The organism is Candidatus Thiodiazotropha sp. AKAK3, from assembly GCF_058244645.1.
The window spans coordinates 31460-51589 of record NZ_JBSYOQ010000023.1; the positions used below are offsets into that span (position 1 = coordinate 31460).

Consider the following 20130-nt stretch of genomic DNA (forward strand, 5'->3'; position numbering starts at 1 on the left):
CTCTTATGGCCCTACCTGTCAACTCCAGGTAGTAGGCTAGAGTGAATAAGATAGCTTGTTACTTTTCCTGACACATAATGATGACTCAGTAGCGAGTCAACATCTGATTATGGAGATCGGCGATTCCCTCTACTCGTGAAGATATAATCACTACCATTTCATGGTGTAATACTGAACTCCCGACTATTCATCGGGAGTTCATCTCTGCAATATAATCCACTAAAACTTATAGGATGCTATCAGTCGTGTATGAGATTGTGTTCTATCAACGACACCATCATATTCGCTTGTGCGTTCGGCATGAAATAGTTTCACCATCAGATCCTTTATCGGCTTATAAACCAATACCAGGTCGATTTCATCAGCATCTGTTGTTGCCGCAGTGCCAGCACCACCGAAGCCAAGAGTATCTGATTGACCATAATTTGCATAACTAAGCATTGCAAATAAGTTCTTCATGAAATTGTACTTTACGCCAAGCTTATATGCACTGACGTTCTCGCGATAAGCGTTGCGAGAAAAGATTGTACTTGTGTATGCAGGATCACCACCCCAAGAATTAAACATACCTGTGTCGCCACTCGATTTATTATATGCAGCAAAAGCCATCCAGCCCTTACCTTTCAATACAGCCTTAAGTCCAAAAAGATTGTAATCAATACCATCGGTAAACCCACGGAAATCCATCTCATCAATTAGATCACCAGTCTCGCTCTGGGTTAAGTATTGTGCTGAAATGCCAATTTTAAATTTATTAACTGGAAATCCGGCGGTGGCATCCATATAGAGTGTGTTTGAAATATCATCAGCATAATAATTCCAGGCTGATATTTTTACATTCTTCATTAAATCGTAGTTAACGCCGAGAACTGTAATGCCATTTGTATCTTCGTCAACGCCTATTGCAGCTTTTGAAACACTCAAAAATTCAGCTTGCTCTAAAGCAACGGGGCTAAAAGATGCACCAGCAGTTCGTGTAGCCTCACCTATCAATCCATAGTCAGTCGCAGATCGCGCACCAAAGGAGATCTGAGTGACCTGATCTAAAGACAACTTTAATTTCGGAATAGCTGATGTACTGATACCGAAGGCCGTATGAAAATTCGGCATGGTACTATAAGTAATAGTTGTCAATGGAGTTTTATAAAGTTGTCGTCCACCATTAACCACAAATTTTTCATGCGTGTAGTTCAGATAGAATTCACCCATATGGGATTTTTCCTGGCCATCATCAGTTACAAACATACCACGTGCCAGTCGCTTATCAGAATCAGCAGCCGCATCAAAATCAGTCAAGTTAAACAAATCCCCAACATTGTAAAAGCCTACGCCTAATTTCAGGTCTTTCCAGGATGGAGTCAGGTATTTTAATTTAATCAAATATGCACTACCTTCAGATGGATCATAACCATTACCGGCATCACCCAGAATGTGCATCGCCTTGAGACTGAAATCAAGCTTCCCCACATCACCTGTCGAAGTTGAATCTTCTGCGGCAAATGCTTGTCCAAAAAACATAACAAGCATGACTAAATACAAGCTTTTTATTTTCATTGATTTCTCCTAAATACTAATTAAGCTGAGACTAGATAGTCAAACCATAGGGCTCAGTAACTACAAAATGGATAAATCAAATCACAAAAGAAGAATGATTTTTTAGTAGAAGCAGGATAGATAATAATCTGTAAGATTTGTCTGCAAAATCCCCATACTTGAAGTTGAATACTTACAAGTTACCACTCATGATTGAAAATTAGAGCACGAAACAGCATTGGTTAATAATAAAGAGACACTCTAGAAACCAGTGACTAATTTCAATATAAGAAATTACGTCTATCTATTAACGAGCAACTAACAAAAATAAAACTGCAGAACATATAGGATATATATTCATGGTCACGCTTTTTGCGATAGAGACGGGACATCCAAAAATAACCGCGTCTAGATTTATTGAAGCATCTATGGCGAAAGCAGTTGTAATACTTCTTTTAACTTTCGGATTATATAGTGTCATAATCAACAATAATTGAACATGCAAATATACTAATTCTTTGACCTATCTCAATTAATAAGATCATTTGCAATATAGAGAGGATTATTAACGATATTATTACCCCGAAAACTAACATATATCGTCTTCAGGGCTTCAATAGAGTTGATCAATAACTACCAGATAGTAAAGTGCAGCCTCTATTCCCCTAATTGAAACTTGGTTATTTTAATTTTTTTGATAAACATGAGGTTCCCTGGTTGACAGCCCTACCTCTTCAACACGATGTTCGATCTGGGTTTAGAGATACACAGCAAACAATAGCCACGACCTGGATTGATACCGGGCTTCTTATGATATTTCACCTCGCCTTCAACAAGCCTGGTCCGGCAGGAACCACACTCCCCTGCCCGGCAAAGGGACTCAACCTCAATACCTCTCGATTCAGCAAATTCCAGTAAAGACTCCTTTGTTCCAATCCAGCGATACTGCTTACTGCTTTCGCAAAAGGAGACAGTGATCTCTTGCTCATTTTCCACTGCCTCACCATTTACATCCGGCGAAAAAGTCGATACCTCAAAAGCGAAACTCTCCCCGGAATCGTAGAGTGCTTTTCCTCGTCGCGCGAGATAGCTAACCCCTATCGGAACTACCACAAGAACCAATATCATAATTATAATGGTGAAAATGTCCATTACATCTACCCTTCTCTGGCCTGACACAGGACTTCGTCAGAATGATTATCTATGCAATAGCTTAAGTAACCATGAAGTGGCTTGAGACTTTGATCACAAATATTTGCCTTGGAGGTTAGTTAATCTGCACCTTAGCCAATCTGTACCCCATACATCGAATATCTATGACCTGGTTAGTATCTATGATCTGGATCAATTAGATTTAACATACTGCTTATAGCAACAATGAAAATGCTATGTGACATAAACAAACTCGGGTATAGATATACTCCGGCATGAGACTAAATTTGTCTCAATTTTTTAAAAGGGTGACCGGTTACATACCAGGTTTAAGCCTCTCTTAAAAAACTTTTGTTTAAATTGTGCACAACAGCCCCTTCACTCTATATACTTTGCATACTCTTTTCTGGGGCAGTGGAGAGTTAATTGGCAGTGCACAAAGATTAGATCAATAAGCAGTTAAAGGAGTGATTAGTAAAATGAGTGATAGTGATCCAACATATCGGCGCTATGAAGATGGTGATGATGAGCATTATGACTGGGATAGTGATGTGATCAATCAAGGTGAGTCTTACGTCTGCCCCACCTATATCCAGCGCACGCCTCCTTGTCAAAATGTCTGCCCCTCTGGCCACGATATCCGTGGCTGGTTATCGATTGTACGTGGTCTGGATAAACCCAAGGACGGTATACCCTGGCAGCAGCACGCCTTTGAGCGATTGACTATGGCGAACCCCTTTCCAGCGATCATGGGTCGGGTATGCCCTGCCCCCTGCCAGGGAGGGTGTAATCGTAACACTCTGGACGGTCATGTTGGCATCAACTCAATAGAACAATATATTGGTGATTGGGCGCGGGAGAACAACCTGGCCTTCACCAAACCTGAGACAGACTCCGGTAAGCGCGTGGCAATCATCGGTGGTGGTCCTGCCGGCCTTGCCGCCGCGCTGTTTCTGCGCCGTCTTGGTCATCGCTCAACCATCTATGAAGCCCATAGCGCTCTGGGCGGCCAGATGGTGTTCGGTATTCCTGGTTATCGTATTCCACGGGATGTACTGCAACACGAGACCCAACGTATCCTCGACGTAGGTGGTATCGATGTGGAACTTAATATCCGTGTAGGGCGTGACCTAGGGGTACAAGCGCTGGAGAAAGATTTCGATGCCATTTTCTGGAGCGTAGGCACTGTGTTTGGAAAGCCGCTACGTGTTGAAGGTGGTGCTGCACCAAACTGTGTGGATGGAATGACCTTTCTGAAGTCATTCAATGAGGGTTCCTTAAAATATCTGAACGGCCGCATCCTGGTAATTGGTGGTGGCGATACTGCGATGGACGTGGCCGCTGTGGCCAAGCGCATTGGTGAAGTGGCAAACCTCGATAGCTCTGAACGACCTGAGGCCGTTTTTGATGGCTCAGGCAGCCAGAGCAACGACCAGACAGCCAAGCGCTCCGATTCTGATTGCTGGCTGGTCTATCGCCGCCCCATTGCCAAGGCCCCTTGTACCAAGCATGAGCTGGAGGCCTGTATCGCAGAGGGTGTGGAGATCCACGACAGCCTGGCACCACTTGAAGTGATGCTGGATGATCAGGGTCGTGCCTATGCTCTGAAAGTGCAACCGGTAGACTGGTCCAGCGGCAAAATGGAGGCCAACGGAGAACCATTCGAGATCAGCTGCGAGCTGATTGTTGCTGCTACCGGCCAGACCGGTGACTATGAAGGTATCGATGGCATTGCCAATGAGTGGAATCTAATCGATGCCGACCAGAGTATGCAGGTCAAAGGTAAGACCGGTCATTTCGTAGCTGGGGATGCTGTGAATCCACATCTGCTGACCACTGCTATTGGTCAGGCCTCTATAGCTGTTGAGGGTATTGATAAATATTTGAATGGCAAAACAGTGGATGACCGACCCAAGGTGGAAGGTCATCATTTCGATCTGTTACAGGAGTTGGCTGAGAAAGATCTCTCCCCGGATGAGTACAACCATGGCCAGACCTGGGGCACCAGCGACGCCAAGTGGTCTGTCCACAATTTTGAGAATCGTGCCGATGCAGATGTGGTCAAGAGTAGTGCAATGTTTACAGGGCACTTCTCATACGAGCCATTGAATACCAGGGATGAGGTGGATGTGAATACCTCCAATGTATTGGGAAGCATGATGGAGCGTTTTACTGGACTCTCAGAGGAGACTGCAATCAGTGAAGCAAAGCGCTGCATGAGCTGCGGTTTCTGCTTCGAGTGCGACAACTGTGTCATCTACTGCCCGCAGGATGCTGTTTACCGCGTAAACAAGAGTGAGCGCGCCATGGGACGTTATGTTGAGACCGACTATACCAAGTGCGTCGGTTGCCACATCTGCAAGGAGGTCTGCCCCACGGGTTACATCGAGATGGGCCTGGGTCAGTACTGACTATTGATGCCATGAAAAGCATCGTAAAGCAGAGATCACAGCTAGAAAAACTTACAAGTCATCAGTATTTTTAAATAGGTGGGGAGTGAAACTCCCCTCTCCCCTCGCGGGAGAGGGGCCGGGGGAGAGGGGGAGAATGACCACCCTATTTTCCCCAACAATCAGCAAGAAAAATATGAACGATCAATGCAGTTTTTCTCTTTCAACCACATGAAACGCTTCGCGTACACCCTCTCCCCAACCCCTCTCCCGTAAAGGGAGAGGGGCTTTTCAGATTTGAGAAAAAGTTAGATTCCTCATCATCAACAAAAATATTGAGTTTTGTGGGGGGCATTTTCAATCTTCTAATTACCAGTGATTGACCTTAATATGTGTTCTGAACAGAATCTTTGCGAGGATTCATTACCCCCAGTCAAGTAAAGACAGCTCCTGATCATCCTATTAACCCTTCAACTGTCACTGTGATGTGCAATTACACCCTTGTAGACGATCGCAGAGACGTTACGGATGATCTCACTACGGGACCGAATCCAGGTTGTATAGTTCTTGGCATTGCGCTGCTTTTCGATAACTCCGATCAAGATATAGGGGTATCGTTTGCCATCAGAACCCTTGACACTGAGGATACCCATGTCTCCGCACAACCGTGCAGTACTACCAGTTTTGTTGTATACCCGGGTACCTCTGGGTACTTCCGGCACGCCGGTATAGAGGCGATCGGTTCCTGGCAGGGCCATTAAACGTTTGATCTCTTTCGCCCCCGCTATCTTTTTGTTCCAGATTGCATAGAGGAACCGGCTATAGTCATGCACAGAGGCTCGATTCTTATAGGTTCGCCCATTGGCTGGAATATACTCGACCAGAAGCGTCTCTTGAAAGATGCGTGGATAGTGACGTTTAAGAATCTTCTGTACGGTCTGGGGACCACCAACCTGCCTTATTACCCAGTTGGTTGAGGCGTTGTTCGAATGCTGAATCATGCGTTGCATGTGCCGTCGGCTTTTTGGGCCATACTTCAACTGCCCCTGTTTCACTTTATGAAAAAAGGCAGCAGCAATGAAAGGCTTAACCAGACTGGCTGCCTGGAACTGCACATCTTCATTGATCGTTACCAGCTTTTTACCTGTGGTGAAATCGAATACAGACCACCCAGTGCGCTCATCAGCAGTGATCTTCCCTCTGTTTCGTAATTCATCAATGTAGGCTTCTACAGCTGACTCAAGATGATTGATATGGCTGCTGCGACTCGCTCTCGGTGTAGGCGCGACTGCGGTTATGATCTTTTTGGGCAGGGGCGCTTCGCCCACTTTTTTCCAGTTACGTGACTTGATCGGACTGACTGCATCAAGCCCCTTTGCACGTAAAAGTTTTGAGTGCGATTTAACAACCCGCGCCGTACTCTCACTGCTACCATTTCGACTGTAAATCAGACCATAGAGATCATCCCTGGCAACCACTTTCAAATCTTTGGCCACACTCTGCCCCAACACATAGGAGACCTTGTCGCGATACTCCTGCACACTGCTGAGGTTACGTGACCACACATATGAGACATCATAGCCTTGGGCAGCCAGAGTTATCGTGGGCGTCGTGAGAGTGATACAGAAAGCCACTATGATGAAGGCAAAGGTTTTACGCATGATTCTGGCCAAGAAATATTTTATTGATATCAACCTATTACCAGACTATTTTAGAGTAAAATCGCGAGATTGAACAATTTTTTTAATTACCAATAAAATCAGCAATGTCCAACTGATAATTTCAAAGTTTGTGGCGATAGATTCATGATTTGGAAGATATATGGCAAATGGCCCACTCCCATCACCCAGGCGGTCTGTCATTACTTTCAAAGATTAGCGGCTACAAGAGTAGATCAGCTCGGTGTAGCTGCGCTTGGCAGGAATGGGCTGGGCCGTTCCCTGTGCGCCACACCCTGATCTTAGCTATTTGTTAGCCATACAAATCAGACCATAAGTATCGGGATGGTTATGGCCTGGTTAGTAAGGCCTGCCCTACTCCAGGTGAGACCACCCCAACTCTTTTGCCTTGGCCAAAGCCTGCGCGGGTAGATCAGTGGCTACGAACTGCTCATGCAACACCTGCACGCCCAGCATGTGGTTGAATACCGCATCCATAGTATTTCTGGTGGCGTCTGTGGTGTTGGGATCGTCATGCTGTTTAAACAGAGCTTCGATACCAGCGCGACTGAGAAGCCCGGCTGATTCGACCGCTTCAGGGTTCAGGTATTTGTCAGCCAGAGCCTGCATCGCCTGCCACTTCTTAGGATCGGTATGAGCCGGTGGCGCCATAAAGGCAAACTTCTCGCGTTCGTAGAGCACCTTCGGCAACAGCCCTTTCATCGCTTCACGCAGCACCCACTTCTCCTTTTTACCCTTGATACGCATAGAGGGCGGTAGGGTGGCGGCGAATTCAGCTAAATGGTGATCGAGAAATGCAGGACGGGCTTCCATCGAGTTGGCCATATCGACCCGGTCACCACCCCAGGTGAGGATCTGCCCCTCCAGCATGGTTTTGATCCAGACATATTGCGCGCGATCCAGGGGATGGCGACCTGCAAGACTGTCTGCATCGAGTGCCTCAGCGATCGCATCACCAGGTCGGTAATCCTTGAGCGTATTTGCCATATCCGGGTTGAGAATGCCCGGTACGAAAGAGGAACTGGACAACCAGGGCTGTAAGCAAGCGGGGGTGAAACCAATCTTCGCTGTCAGAGCTGGATCATCAATCTCGTTCTCTGCCAACATGGCACCTTTAAACAAGGCATTATTCTCATGCAACATTCGGCGCCACTCCTGCTGCTCTGCCTCAGGCAGATGGTCAAGGCCGTGCAGAAACAGGTCGTTGCGGAAAGCCGGGTATCCGGCAAAGAGTTCATCTGAGCCCTCTCCGGTGACCACAACTTTATAGTTAGCGTCACGCACATGGCGGCTCATTAAAAACTTGGCCACTGCCAGGGTGTTGTAAATCGTTCGCTCTGTGTGCCACAGGGTCTCTTCGAAATTGTCGTAGAGGTGGTCTGCGGAGAGCCGCAGCACATCCTGATCAGCACCTGTGGCCTGGGCCATCTCGGTGGCGATCGGGGTCTCATCATACTGTGCACTATCAAAGCCAATGGTAAAGGCCTTCACCGGTGACTGTTGAGCCGCTGATGCCAGCCCCAGAATGGAACAGGAGTCGATGCCACCAGAGAGATAGCAGCCTACTGGTACATCAGCCTCCAGGCGATGGTTGACCGCCTCTAACAGTTTGGCGCGTACACCTTCAATTGCATCCTCCTCACTGAGGTCAGCATGTACACCATCCTCTGGAAAAGGCATGTCCCAATAACGTTTGTCAGAAATTTCCAATTTATTGTTACGGCGACGGATAGTCACCACATGCCCGGGCTTGACCTGATGGATGCCGTCAAAAGCGGTGGAGCCAGGGACAATGGTCTGCATCAGCTGATGATAGAGGCCCTGCGGATCGAAACGACGTGGCACCTCAGGATGGGCAAATAGAACCTTGAGTTCGGAACCAAAGACCAGGGTCTCTCCTACCTGAGTCCAGTAGAGGGGCTTGATGCCAAAACGGTCGCGCACAAGATGCAGGGTATCTTCCTGCTTGTCGTAGAGGGCAAAGGCGAATTCACCACGCAGGTGAGTCAGGGTATCGGCCAGACCGTGACGCGGGTATAGGTGGAGGATGATCTCCGAATCACTCTTGGTCTGAAAGCGAGCCCCCCGCGCAGTAAGATCTGCGCGGATACGCTTATAGTCGTAGAGCTCACCGTTCTTGGTCAGCATCAACTGTTTATCTTCAGTAATAAAAGGCTGACGCCCCCGGTTCTCATCCAGATCGATTATTGACAGACGGGCGTGGCTGAAACCTATGCCCTGCATCGCCTGCCAACCAAAACCGTCAGGCCCGCGATGGTACTGAATGGCCGCCATCGCAACCAGGGTTTCTGGAGAGACCGGTTTGTCCCGATCAGCGTGAAAGATACCTGCAATACCGCACATGATTAAATATCCACTTAGCTGAATGTTTTGAGCATGGTCGAAAGCAAGGCCATGCGAATGAAGACAGCACCACGTGCCTGGGCGAAGTACCAGTTGTGCGCTGTGTCGTCCAAACTACGATCCAACTCAGCACCCCGCGCAAGGGGATGCAAAACAATAGCATCAGATTTGAAGTTGGAGTCGGCACTCAAGGTATACTTTGTGCCGTGGGATTCGTAGCTGTCGCCAGTCCAGGCAATGGCATTGATATAGACCACGTCAAGTTCTGGGAGCACACTCTGCATGTCGTCGGTGACACTGAGTTTCAGTCCAGATGCCTCCAACTCTTCCCGCTGACTGGGATCAAACATCTCACTGTCACTATTGCCCTCAGCGATGATCACTACCTCATCGATGCCCTGTGAAAACTGCGACAGGTAGATCAGCAAACTGCGTACTGTACGCATCCGGCTGGGGACACCGATGATACCAATACGTACTCGACAACTCGACTCCCTGGCTACCAGCTCAGGCTTCCATTTGAGAAGAGCGTAGATATCGGCCATGGCTTGGGTGGGGTGTTCATCCAGGCCGTTTCCAGCATTGATGATAGGAATTCGTAGCGCTTCAAGCATCTCATACACAGCATCTTGATTGCTGTCACGCAGTACCACCATATCGCCGTAATGATTCAGCATCTCACCCACATCAAAGAGTGATTCACCCTTGGCAATACCAGTAGAGGCGGGATCGGTGATCGACATAATATCCCCCCCCAATCGGTGCCAGGCACTCTCGAACGAGAGACGAGTGCGGGTACTGGGTTCATAGAAAGCACTGATCAGAATCTTCCCGGTGAGTGGCCGGCTGATAATTGAAGGCTGGGTCTCAAAGCGCGCGGCCAAGCGGCAGAGTTGGATCAACTGCTCCCGGTTGAACTGACGCGATGAGATCACTGGTCTGTGGGCCAGTTCCAGGAGTGGTAACAGATCCTCCTCCACCACCTGCATCAGTTCATGGGGGCGCTCAAAGCCTTGTCTATCGAGTGTATCCTCTTCGATAGGATCTTTCAGGCGAGGGTCGAGATAACTATTCACCACAGCCTCCCACGACGCAGGTCCAAGAGCCAGAGCGCGATCAAAATGAATGGAATCAGCGCTGCGATGAAAGTAGCGCCGCCTACCAGGATAGAGAGAAAAGTGACGGATGCAGTCATACACCTGACTCCTGTCTTGCGGTGAGTTTGTCGGGATCAAGATCCTGCCAGTCAAAGTCCGCCGGCCTACTCCAGGTCGCAATCAATACGACGCTCATGGAGACAGCGGCAGAGACCAGCGCAGCCACATAGAAACCGACCTGGAAATAGGCAGTGAGTCCGGCAGCAGTACCAAGCACCATGGCCAGAGTGGCACCGGTCGCATTGGCTCTGGACCAGAAGAGACCGGTAGCGATTGGCCAGATGGTACTCGCCACAAAAGCTCCGGTGAAATGGAGTAGAGCCGCCAATGTAGTCAGCCTTGGCAGGCAGACCAGCCAGGTGGCGATACCCAGACCGATGATCACCCAGCGTGCTGCACGGGCCAGCATCTCCGGATCGGCATCGGGTTTGAAATGTCCCTTGTATATGTCGGTGAGGATCAGATCGGAGGTAGCTGCCAACAGCGAGTCAAGACTCGACGCGAGCGCAGCAAAGACGACGATAAAGACCAGTATCGCACCACCGGTGCCAAGCAATTCTGCGGCTACCATAGGGCCAACCATATCGGCAGCAGGTATGTTCAGATTCAGGGCTGGCGCACTCAGTGCGATAAATCCAGCGACGATCGGTATCGGAGCCCAGAAGAGACCAGCAACCAGATAGGCCTTGAAACCCACCCCCTCACGAAAGGCGAAAGCGCGGCTCCACCAGACGTTGGAGTGGAAGATCTCACCAACGCCGAAAAGCAGGTTATTGAAGAGGAACATGATCGCCGCAGGCATCAGCAGGTTGAGCAGCTCAGGGCGCTCCTTTTCAAGGGCCGTGTGCATGGTCTCGAAGCCGATCTTATCGATCGCCAGCCAGGCCAGCACCACGATACCGACCAGAATAATCAGGGTCTGCAGGAAATCTGTGCCGATGACTGCTCGCAGTCCTCCAAGCAGTGTATAGAGCACACAGATGAGCACGATCACGCTCATTCCAAACTGGTAGTCGATGCCAGTGAGGGCATGGATCAGAACACCACCGGCCATGCCCATGGAGATGAGCCAACCCAAGGCGTAAAAAAGAGAGATGGCGAGGAACACCCGCCAGGCAGTCTTGCCATAGCGAAGGCGGATAAAGTCACCGCTGGTAAAACCGCCAGGCATCAGCTGGCGAATACGACGCGCCAAAGGTGCGAAGAGCAGCAGGCCGACAGAACCCAGGGAGTAACCTATCATGCCCCAAATACCCATCTGTAGAGCCAATTGCGGCGCTGCCATCGTGGTGTTGCTGGTGACCCAGGTAGCCATGGCGGTGGCGGTACCCAGCGCCATGCCAACTTTTCGCCCGGCCAGCATATAGCCTTCCAGATCTTTGTTGCCACGACCAAACCACCATCCAAGCGCTACCCATAGCAGACTGAAGACCGCAAGAATAAACCAGCCGGTAGAGGGAGATAGGATGGCGGAGTTGACGCTGTTCACAACGCTTTACGCGACTCAAATAGTGTTTCTAATTCGGCAATGGCCTCATTGGCATTGAGCACCCTGGCATAGCGATCTTTCATGGTGGTAATAGTCGCCTTCTGCAGCTCAGGGGTCACAGTGGCACAGCCGTCAGAGATCAAAGTGACATGGAAGCCGAGATCGCATGCATCACGGATGGCCGTGGAGACACACTCATTGGAGTAGACACCGGTAACATACAGACCGGTGATATGCATGTTACGCAGGATGTACTCGATATTGGTGGAATTGAAGACACCTGAGGCTGTCTTATTGATAATAATCTCATCCCCCTGGGGAGCCACATCTTCAAGAAACTCAGCCTCTTTGGAACCTGGAGCTGCATGCAGGCCGAGTCGTTTGTGGCCTGCACTGCGATCACGTCCATCAGAGGTGTGAGATTGAATGCGGGTATGGATCACCTCCAGATCGAATCTGCGAAATGCCTCCTGTAGTCTGTTGACGCTGGGCAATACAGTGTACTTAAGCCGATCAAAATAGTACTCCTGGGCCTCCAGCGGCACCCCGGAAGCAGCGGCATCGGCAAAAACCCCGTAGCCAGGCGCTGCATCGAGATACTGCATATCGATACAGAGCAGCGCGGTGTCAGCATGGCGCAGAGAACTTTTTATTGCGGGAGTTTCAGTGATCGCCTCCCGATAGGTATTGCGTAAGGGATCGAGATTGACAAACTCACCGCCTGTCTCAATCGATTCTGCCAGTTTATCTTTTTGCATCATGGGCATTACTTCTTATCGTAGTTTTTTCAGGCTGCTAGCCGGGCCAAAGCGTTAAGCAAGGTGTTAGCGCCGGCTTCAATATCTTTCCAGGCCGTCCACTCTGCCGGGGAGTGGCTTCGCCCCTCCTTGCTCGGCACGAAAACCATACCTGCTGGTGCCATGGAGGCCATAATCTGGGTGTCATGCACCGCGCCACTGGGCATACGATGACTCTCCAGACCAAGATCCCGGGCTGAGGTTTCCACGGCAGTTATCACGCTACTGTGGCACTGTATGGGTTCAATAGTGCTAAGAACTTCGAATTCAAACATCAGGTCACGACGGCGAGCTATGGCCGAGAGAGCCCGGCGGTAAGCATCAGCCAAGGCTTCGAGCACCTGCTGATCGGTATCCCTGACCTCAAGCGAGAACTCGGCGATGCCAGGTACAACATTGGCAGCACCGGGGAAGAGTTCGACACGGCCGATAGTGGTTCTGCTACGGGGCGAGCCGTGCTCTTCCAGTACCCGGTCGACTTGACTGGCAAACTCGGCCAGCCCCTGGAAGGCGTCTTGGCGCATCTCCATTGGGGTGGTACCTGCGTGGTTGGCGGTGCCGATCAGGCGCACATTCCATTTAAAGAGTCCGGTGATAGCATCAACCGCACCAATCTGCATGCCTTGACGGTCAAGTACCGGCCCCTGTTCGATATGTAATTCCAGAAATGCCTTTATGCTGCCGGGATCGCGCTGGGCGGAGAGCGCATCCATAGCATTCAGCCCCTGCTGCTGCATAGCCTCGGTAAGGCGTATCCCATTCAGATCCTCAGCTGCGAGGATCGCTTCCGGTGTCAACAGGCCACACAGAGACTGGGAACCAAGTAGACCTCCAAACCGCCCCTCCTCATCGGAAAAGGCGACCAGCTCAACTGGGCTGCTTAGTGAAACATTCTGTTCATGCAGAACCCGCAGAGCTTCAAGACCACAGATAACACCCAGTGCGCCGTCCAGGTGGCCAGCTCCGGGGACTGTATCGATGTGTGAGCCGGTCATTACCACCGGTCGGTCATCAGTCCAGTTGAGACGTGCCCCCAGATTGGCGGCACCATCCTGGTAGAGACTCAGACCGGCAGACTCGATCTGTTGCGAGAGCCAGCGCCTTGCCTCCATATCCCCATCACTGAAGGCCATGCGGTAGATGCCGTGATCCTTTTCCCGACCGATATTGGAAAGGTCGTCCAGATTCTGCTTCAAGCGTTCGAAGTTGATGCGTAACTCACTCTCCATGCTTAGTGCCCCTTGCTGCCGCGAACAATCATAATCACTGTAGCAATAAAGACCACCAGGCCAACGCCGAAGAAGCTGAAGGCTCGAACCAGGCTATGGTGAGCAACTGTGACTTTACGTGGCTCGCTGCTGCCTGACGCCGCCTCTACCCGATAGATATAGTCACCATCGGGCAAGCCGGTCATAACTCGCGCGGTATCCACACCTTGATAGATCAAATCAGACTGATCACCCCTATCGACCTGGAACAGACGGTAGCTCTCCCCCACCTCCCCCTTCCAGCTGAGATTAAAGGTGCCACTGGTGGAACGCTCAGGTGAAACCTCCAGCTCCACTGCAAATGAATTGACAGCGTTCAGCAAGAGTATCAGTAAAATCGTGATTCTGATGGCCACGGGGGATGACATAGCAGTTACGGTGTTAGCCGTATTGCCAGAGGTTAAGCTCGACTCAGCGCGATGACTTAAGCCATGCGAAAAGGAGATTGATGGTGAGCAGCGCATCGTCTTCCAGGCGACAAATATTTTATATTATCAGGTCGTTTTCATTGTTCAGGAGAAAGGCTTTGATTCGTTTCTGCCTGGCAATTTTAGGGGCGACAGCAACGTAACTAGTGAACATCATAAAGAATTTTCATGCCTAATTAAAGGATATGCTTATAAATCCCAGAACTACTACCCCTTTCATAAGACGGTATTTCCGTGTCACAATCAATCAATACCAAGTAAACCTCTGATGGAATAAAAGCCAGACCAGCTGACTGTTATTCCCCTCTTCCAGCTACTCTGATCACTGAATCCAAGTTGTATTTCGCCAAGCTACTAAACTTCACCCAAAGAAATATTGACAGCGGCAATATGCAAGTGGCGGGATCTTTAGAGAGAGAATCCCGCCACTCTCAATATCACATTGATGCTGTCTTACTTGATGAAAAGCATCTCGCGATACTTCGGCAATGGCCACTGTTCGTCAGCGAGTTCAGCTTCAAGTGAATCCGCGTACAAGCGTACCTCGTCCATAAGTGGACGAATCGTCATTGCACAAAACTGCATATGCTCATCGGTAGATGCAAACTCCTCGCGGCTACAGACCTCGCTTAACTCTGCAACTTTCGCAATCATGGCATTGGCACTTTCAGCTGTTTTCTTGGCTACCGATCGATCCAGCTCAATACCCATAGCACCTATTGCTGCATCTGTATCAGCAAGCTCTGCCAGGTAGCGCATTGCAGCTGGATAGATGATTGTCTTGGCCATCTCAACAACCAGCTTGGCCTCGACTGCAATCGACATGATATAAATTTCGGTATAGACCTCGTAACGACTCTGAAGCTCCACCGGAGACAATACATTCGTGCGCTCAAACAGCGCTTTGACATCATCATCGCAGAGGTAGGGTAAAGCATCTGCCGTTGTAGGGAGATTCAAAAGTCCACGCTCTTCGACAGCAGCCTTGTGCCACTCAGCTGAGTAGCCATCACCACCAAAAATAACCACACTGTGTTCGTTTATTAACATCTTCAAAACTGCAATTACAGCAGCTGGCTGCTCGGAACCTTTGGCAAGTTCCGCCTCCAGTTTCTCGGACATCCAGTTTAGTGAATCAGCGAGGATGGTGTTCATTGCAATCAACGGACCAGAGACAGACTGGTTCGAACCAACAGCGCGGAACTCAAATCGATTTCCAGTGAATGCAAAAGGTGAGGTGCGATTTCTATCCCCCGAGTCCTTTGCAAACGGGATGATCTGTGACAAACCGAGATCCATTATACCGCTGGCACCTATCCCATCGAGCTTACCCTCTTTAATCTGTTCAAAAATCTGCTCTATCTCTGTGCCAAGATAGACAGAGAGGATAGCAGGAGGGGCCTCGTTAGCACCAAGACGATGGTCATTACCGGCCGATGCAATAACAGCACGGAGCAGTGGTCCATATTTATGAACGCCACGGATGACCGCACCGCAAAACAGAAGAAAGTTAAGGTTCTCATGTGGGGTGTCACCAGGATCGAGTAAATTGCCCTGGGTAGCATTTCCGATCGACCAGTTAACATGTTTACCTGAACCATTGATACCTGCGAAGGGTTTTTCATGCAGCAGACATACAAAGCCATGTTTCTTGGCGATATTTTTAAGTACAGTCATTAACATCTGTTGATGATCCGCCGCCACGTTGGCCGCCTCGAAATAGGGAGCGATTTCGAATTGACCAGGAGCGACCTCATTATGTCGGGTCTTGGCAGGAATACCGAGTCGGTAGAGTGACTCCTCGACATCCTCCATGTAGACCTGCACACGCTCTGGAATCGCACCAAAATAGTGGTCATCAAACTCCTGTCCCTTAGGCGAAGGGGCACCAAACAGGGTGCGACCAGCCAACAGCAGATCAGGCCGAAGGTTTGCAAATTTTGCATCAACCAGGAAGTACTCCTGCTCTGCACCACAACTTGAATTAAGGGGTGCCACTTCACTCTCACCCATCAATTTGAGTAACTTGGTTCCGGCCTCATTAACGGCTGCATTGGAACGTAGCAGAGGTACTTTTTTGTCTAGTGCTTCACCGGTCCAGGAGACAAAAACCGAAGGAATACAGAGTGTGGCACCATTCTCTGTATCAAGAATAAATGCGGGACTGGTTGGATCCCAAAAGGTATAGCCGCGCGCTGCATTGGTTTGACGGATTCCACCATTTGGAAATGAGGAGCCATCAGGTTCGCCCTTAGTCAGCAGACTGCCATTGAATTCTGTTATTGCTTTACCACTTGCGTCAGTGACGATGAAACTATCGTGCTTTTCTGCTGAAGCACCAGTAAGTGGATAAAACACATGTGCAAAGTAATCAGCACCTTTGGATAGTGCCCAAGTCTTCATTGCAGCCGCCACATCATCAGCAACCTCAGGTGCAAGTGAATCACCTGTTTCCATAGTTTTCTTCATTGCCTTGAAAGCGGACTTCGACAAGGCGTCTTCCATTTTGATTAATGTAAAGACATCACTGGCCCAGATACTCTCCAAAGACTCTGGTTTTTTAACTGATATCGGTGCGCCTGTAGTGATTTCAAAAACTGCATGGGAACGTGCTGCACTCTGGCTCATATTGTTTCCTCAATTATCGTTTATCTACCGGAAAACGGTGCACCGCGTCCGTAAGATTGATGGTAAAAATTATTAAACGCGAGCGATTGATATGACAGCTTGGAGCGAAGCATTGAATGGCGGGCGCTCATGACTAATCTCACGTTGATAATTAAACAGAGCAGTTTTTATGCCACAAAATAGATTATATCTATTGATGCACACGGGGTGTGGTTGAATGGGTGGTATGTGGGCAATTTACCCCTTTATGCCAGACCTTAGCGGCGAAAAAGATCATAATACCTGTCAGAATAACCTGGTAATTGCAGAAGACACGCACTATCAAGGTGCGCCTGCGCACGAAACCTGTGCATGCGCTACCGTATTAGGACGCACTAAATCCGACAACACAGATCTGTTTAATCACAAAAAGCTTTGGAGTGGCGTAGTACCCTGCCCGTCAATTCTGGTGCTTTAGATAAGACGATGACTCCGTTTATGACAGTAGTAACAATATCAATTAAATACCTTGTTGAGCTATTCAGCCACAGTGTTAAGGGCACCTCTGTATTCATAGAGTTGCTGCGGAGCAACTATTTAGAAGTAATTATATATATTTATTGACAGAGATAAATCCATATCGTAGAGTCCCGCTCCATCTTTTCTACTTTCAATTTTCAGGAGGCAATGAATGAATCTATTTCAACTACTCATGAGCCTCGTGTCCATTACCTTCCGGTAACTTCATCCGGTCGCTTGGACCGGGCTCCTACATAGCACTGAATATTTTACGCTGACATCTACTGGCGGCTGTGGATTATTGCGCCCTATGCAATTCCATTATCACGCCATAGTGTAGGAATTAACAATGAAGAGATCAAAACAGTGGCTTATTGAAGCTAACAAACTATGCAGCAAACTTGACTCTGAAGATGGCATCGATCCGCGTATTCTTGCCAGAAAACGTGTACCTGCACTCAAATTCCAAGTAGTTGCGGTATCAGACGAGGTTAACGACCATGCCTATTAAACGAACAATCAGTAAAGGCAGAGTTCCGGTAAAGATCTATACAGACGAAGTGGAAGCTGAAGCCATGCAACAACTCTACAACATTGCACAGCTGCCCTTTGTACATAACCATGTTGCTGCTATGCCTGATGTGCATTATGGAAAAGGGGCCACTGTTGGCTCAGTAATACCGACAAAGGGGGCAATTATTCCTGCGGCGGTTGGTGTAGATATTGGCTGTGGCATGAATGCTATACGCCTATCGATTAAGGCCAAGGATCTACCTGACAATCTGAGAGCCATAAGATTGGGGATTGAAGAATCAATTCCAGTTGGTTTTAACATGCATAAATCTGATCGTGCACGTCAGTCGACTATCCGCGCCCTTTCCGGGGGGCTGGACAGGATCATTAATAAGCACAAAAAGATCTATTCTCTACAGAAGAGACCTTATCAAACCTGGGTTAGACAAATTGGCACTTTGGGTGGCGGTAATCACTTTATCGAATTGTGTATAGATGAGAACGATGATATCTGGGTAATGCTTCACTCAGGCAGTCGAGGCGTAGGTAATGCAATTGGACAATATTTCATCAATCTTGCAAAAAAAGATATGGGGCAACACATCGTTAATCTTCCAGACAAAGATTTAGCCTATTTCCAGGAGGGTGCGAAACATTTTGATGACTATATTGAGGCGGTAGAGTGGGCTCAAGACTATGCCACTGCCAATCGTCGTGAAATGATGCATTTCATTCTCCAGACACTACGAAAGAAACTACCAAAATTCGGTATTACTAAAGAGGCGATCAATTGCCATCACAACTATATCTCCCAGGAGAAACATTTTGGTGAAAATGTTTTTGTTACACGTAAGGGGGCGATCAGTGCTGGTATAGATGAATTAGGCATCATTCCAGGCAGCATGGGCGCCAAGTCGTTTATAGTCCGGGGTAAGGGCAATCCTCAATCATTTTGCTCCTGCTCACATGGTGCAGGAAGGAAAATGAGTCGTAGTGCAGCCAAACGAAAATTTGTTGAGCAGGACGTAGTCAACCAAACTGAAGGGGTTGAATGCCGCAAAGACAAGGGAATTATAGATGAAATCCCTGATGCTTATAAAAACATCGAATCTGTTATGCAAAATCAGAACGATCTGGTTGATGTAGTACACACACTGAAACAGATTATCTGTATTAAAGGTTAGCAATAGATTTAAACCACAGGAGAACAATTATGTTTACGAGAAAAGTTAAAGAAGACAAAAAATATAGAGCAGAACGAACAGATTTCAAGAAAGGATATTGTCATGAGGAAAGAGATACTAGATGAAGTTATTGCCTGCCTGTCAGAAGAACGCACACTGTTTCACTACTTCAAGGGTCAGTATGCTTTTTTTCTGCTTTTCTGCGCCACTAAGGAGCAGTGCAGCGTCAATGCAATCAAGCAGTCACAATTTCAGCATCTGTTAAACCAACCAGATATTAAATCGCTGCTATCACACCATGGACATGGCAAACTGACACCAGAACTATTTGAGCATACCTGGAAAGAGACCAGTCAACCCTTTGTATTGACAGTCGACCGCTGGGGCAATAGTAATCGATGGGACTACCAAACAACTCGTAAAGGCTGCAACCTGGTACTTCAGCTAAATTTTTCAGAAAAGCACAATCGAGCCTATCACCGTCTTGTTAAACCAGATGATGACTATATCTTTAACTACAATGGTCATCCGGTTATGGATAGAAACAAGCGCACTCTATACCGTGACACTCTGGCCTGGGCAAGAATTGACTTTGATTTAGACAGTAACGAAGCCTTGATAGAAGAGATACAGAGTGATTGGGTGCGGTCGGTATTGCACTGCTTAAAGGGTATCAAAATCGGATCTACACCCTGGCATTTAGAGTGGTGTAATTGTAAACAGGAAGCCTTTATTACCTATGCTGAGAAGGTTCTAGCACCATTTTACAACATCTGGTCTGAAGCCATGCTGACAGCTGCAATACGCTTCATCTATACAGAGTTGGGGATCAGAAAAATCTACTACCATACCCATGAAACTGGGCAGAGAATAAAGCAGGTCTTTGGTGGATCTCCACCTCGTTCGATCTACTCCGATCTTCCGAGGAAGTTCTGCTTTCAAATCACCAATGAAGACCCTGAGTTCATCAAGACAGATCGTGGTTTTAAACGAAAAAAACGTAACCTAAAACAGGTTGAGTGGTACAAACTGGCCTTGTAAGGAGAATTA

General features: G+C 48.3%; 14 protein-coding genes. 4 read left to right on the forward strand and 10 right to left on the reverse strand.

All coding sequences use genetic code 11. The features are described 5' to 3' along the window. Positions 1–219: 219 nt before the first annotated feature. Positions 220–1554, reverse strand: a complete 1335-nt coding sequence (locus AC4IE7_RS03590) for an OprD family outer membrane porin (RefSeq protein ID WP_490775435.1) — start codon at positions 1552–1554, stop codon at positions 220–222. A 705-nt stretch (positions 1555–2259) separates the two neighbouring features. Continuing rightward, a complete protein-coding gene (locus AC4IE7_RS03595; protein WP_490775436.1) occupies positions 2260–2685 on the reverse strand; it encodes a 2Fe-2S iron-sulfur cluster-binding protein in 426 nt (141 codons plus the stop codon). Positions 2686–3164: 479 nt separating this feature from the next. Here AC4IE7_RS03595 and AC4IE7_RS03600 point away from each other — a divergent pair, with 479 nt between their 5' ends. After that, positions 3165–5096: an NAD(P)-binding protein gene (locus AC4IE7_RS03600; RefSeq protein WP_490775437.1), complete on the forward strand. Its 1932-nt coding sequence runs from the start codon at positions 3165–3167 to the stop codon at positions 5094–5096. 449 nt (positions 5097–5545) lie between these two features. Here the strand turns inward: AC4IE7_RS03600 and AC4IE7_RS03605 are convergent, their stop codons facing one another. From AC4IE7_RS03605 to AC4IE7_RS03640, 8 genes are all read right to left on the reverse strand, one after another. Next, the gene (locus AC4IE7_RS03605) at positions 5546–6736 is read right to left on the reverse strand and encodes a serine hydrolase (protein WP_490775438.1); all 1191 of its coding nucleotides are present in this window, start codon (positions 6734–6736) and stop codon (positions 5546–5548) included. Between the two features lie 372 nt (positions 6737–7108). Then, positions 7109–9118 carry an asparagine synthase (glutamine-hydrolyzing) gene (gene asnB, locus AC4IE7_RS03610; RefSeq protein WP_490775439.1) on the reverse strand — a complete coding sequence of 670 codons (2010 nt, stop codon included), beginning with the start codon at positions 9116–9118 and terminating at the stop codon, positions 7109–7111. Positions 9119–9132: 14 nt separating this feature from the next. Then, entirely contained in the window at positions 9133–10170 is a 1038-nt protein-coding gene (locus AC4IE7_RS03615) for an aspartate/ornithine carbamoyltransferase family protein (protein WP_490775482.1), read from the reverse strand. Between the two features lie 139 nt (positions 10171–10309). Further along, positions 10310–11764 (reverse strand): sodium:solute symporter family protein, encoded by a 1455-nt coding sequence (locus AC4IE7_RS03620; RefSeq protein WP_490775440.1) that lies wholly within the window; start codon positions 11762–11764, stop codon positions 10310–10312. Then, positions 11761–12522 (reverse strand): cysteine hydrolase family protein, encoded by a 762-nt coding sequence (locus AC4IE7_RS03625; protein WP_490775483.1) that lies wholly within the window; start codon positions 12520–12522, stop codon positions 11761–11763. The genes AC4IE7_RS03620 and AC4IE7_RS03625 overlap by 4 nt, the downstream gene beginning before the upstream one ends. Positions 12523–12551: 29 nt before the next feature. Then, positions 12552–13790, reverse strand: a complete 1239-nt coding sequence (locus tag AC4IE7_RS03630) for a Zn-dependent hydrolase (RefSeq protein WP_490775441.1) — start codon at positions 13788–13790, stop codon at positions 12552–12554. A gap of 2 nt (positions 13791–13792) precedes the next feature. Continuing rightward, positions 13793–14185 (reverse strand): hypothetical protein, encoded by a 393-nt coding sequence (locus tag AC4IE7_RS03635; RefSeq protein ID WP_490775442.1) that lies wholly within the window; start codon positions 14183–14185, stop codon positions 13793–13795. Between the two features lie 525 nt (positions 14186–14710). Next, positions 14711–16885 carry a glutamine synthetase III family protein gene (locus AC4IE7_RS03640; RefSeq protein WP_490775443.1) on the reverse strand — a complete coding sequence of 725 codons (2175 nt, stop codon included), beginning with the start codon at positions 16883–16885 and terminating at the stop codon, positions 14711–14713. Positions 16886–17732: 847 nt separating this feature from the next. Between AC4IE7_RS03640 and AC4IE7_RS03645 the strand changes: the two genes are divergently transcribed. The 3 genes from AC4IE7_RS03645 (at position 17733) to AC4IE7_RS03655 (ending at position 20121) form a co-directional block, all read left to right on the forward strand. Continuing rightward, on the forward strand, positions 17733–17894 hold the full coding sequence (locus AC4IE7_RS03645) for a hypothetical protein (RefSeq protein WP_490775444.1): 162 nt from the start codon (positions 17733–17735) through the stop codon (positions 17892–17894). Next, positions 17884–19080 (forward strand): RtcB family protein, encoded by a 1197-nt coding sequence (locus AC4IE7_RS03650; RefSeq protein ID WP_490775445.1) that lies wholly within the window; start codon positions 17884–17886, stop codon positions 19078–19080. Before AC4IE7_RS03645 ends, AC4IE7_RS03650 begins: the two co-directional genes overlap by 11 nt. A 102-nt stretch (positions 19081–19182) precedes the next feature. After that, positions 19183–20121, forward strand: a complete 939-nt coding sequence (locus AC4IE7_RS03655; RefSeq protein WP_490775446.1) for a hypothetical protein — start codon at positions 19183–19185, stop codon at positions 20119–20121. The last annotated feature ends 9 nt before the right edge of the window (positions 20122–20130 follow it).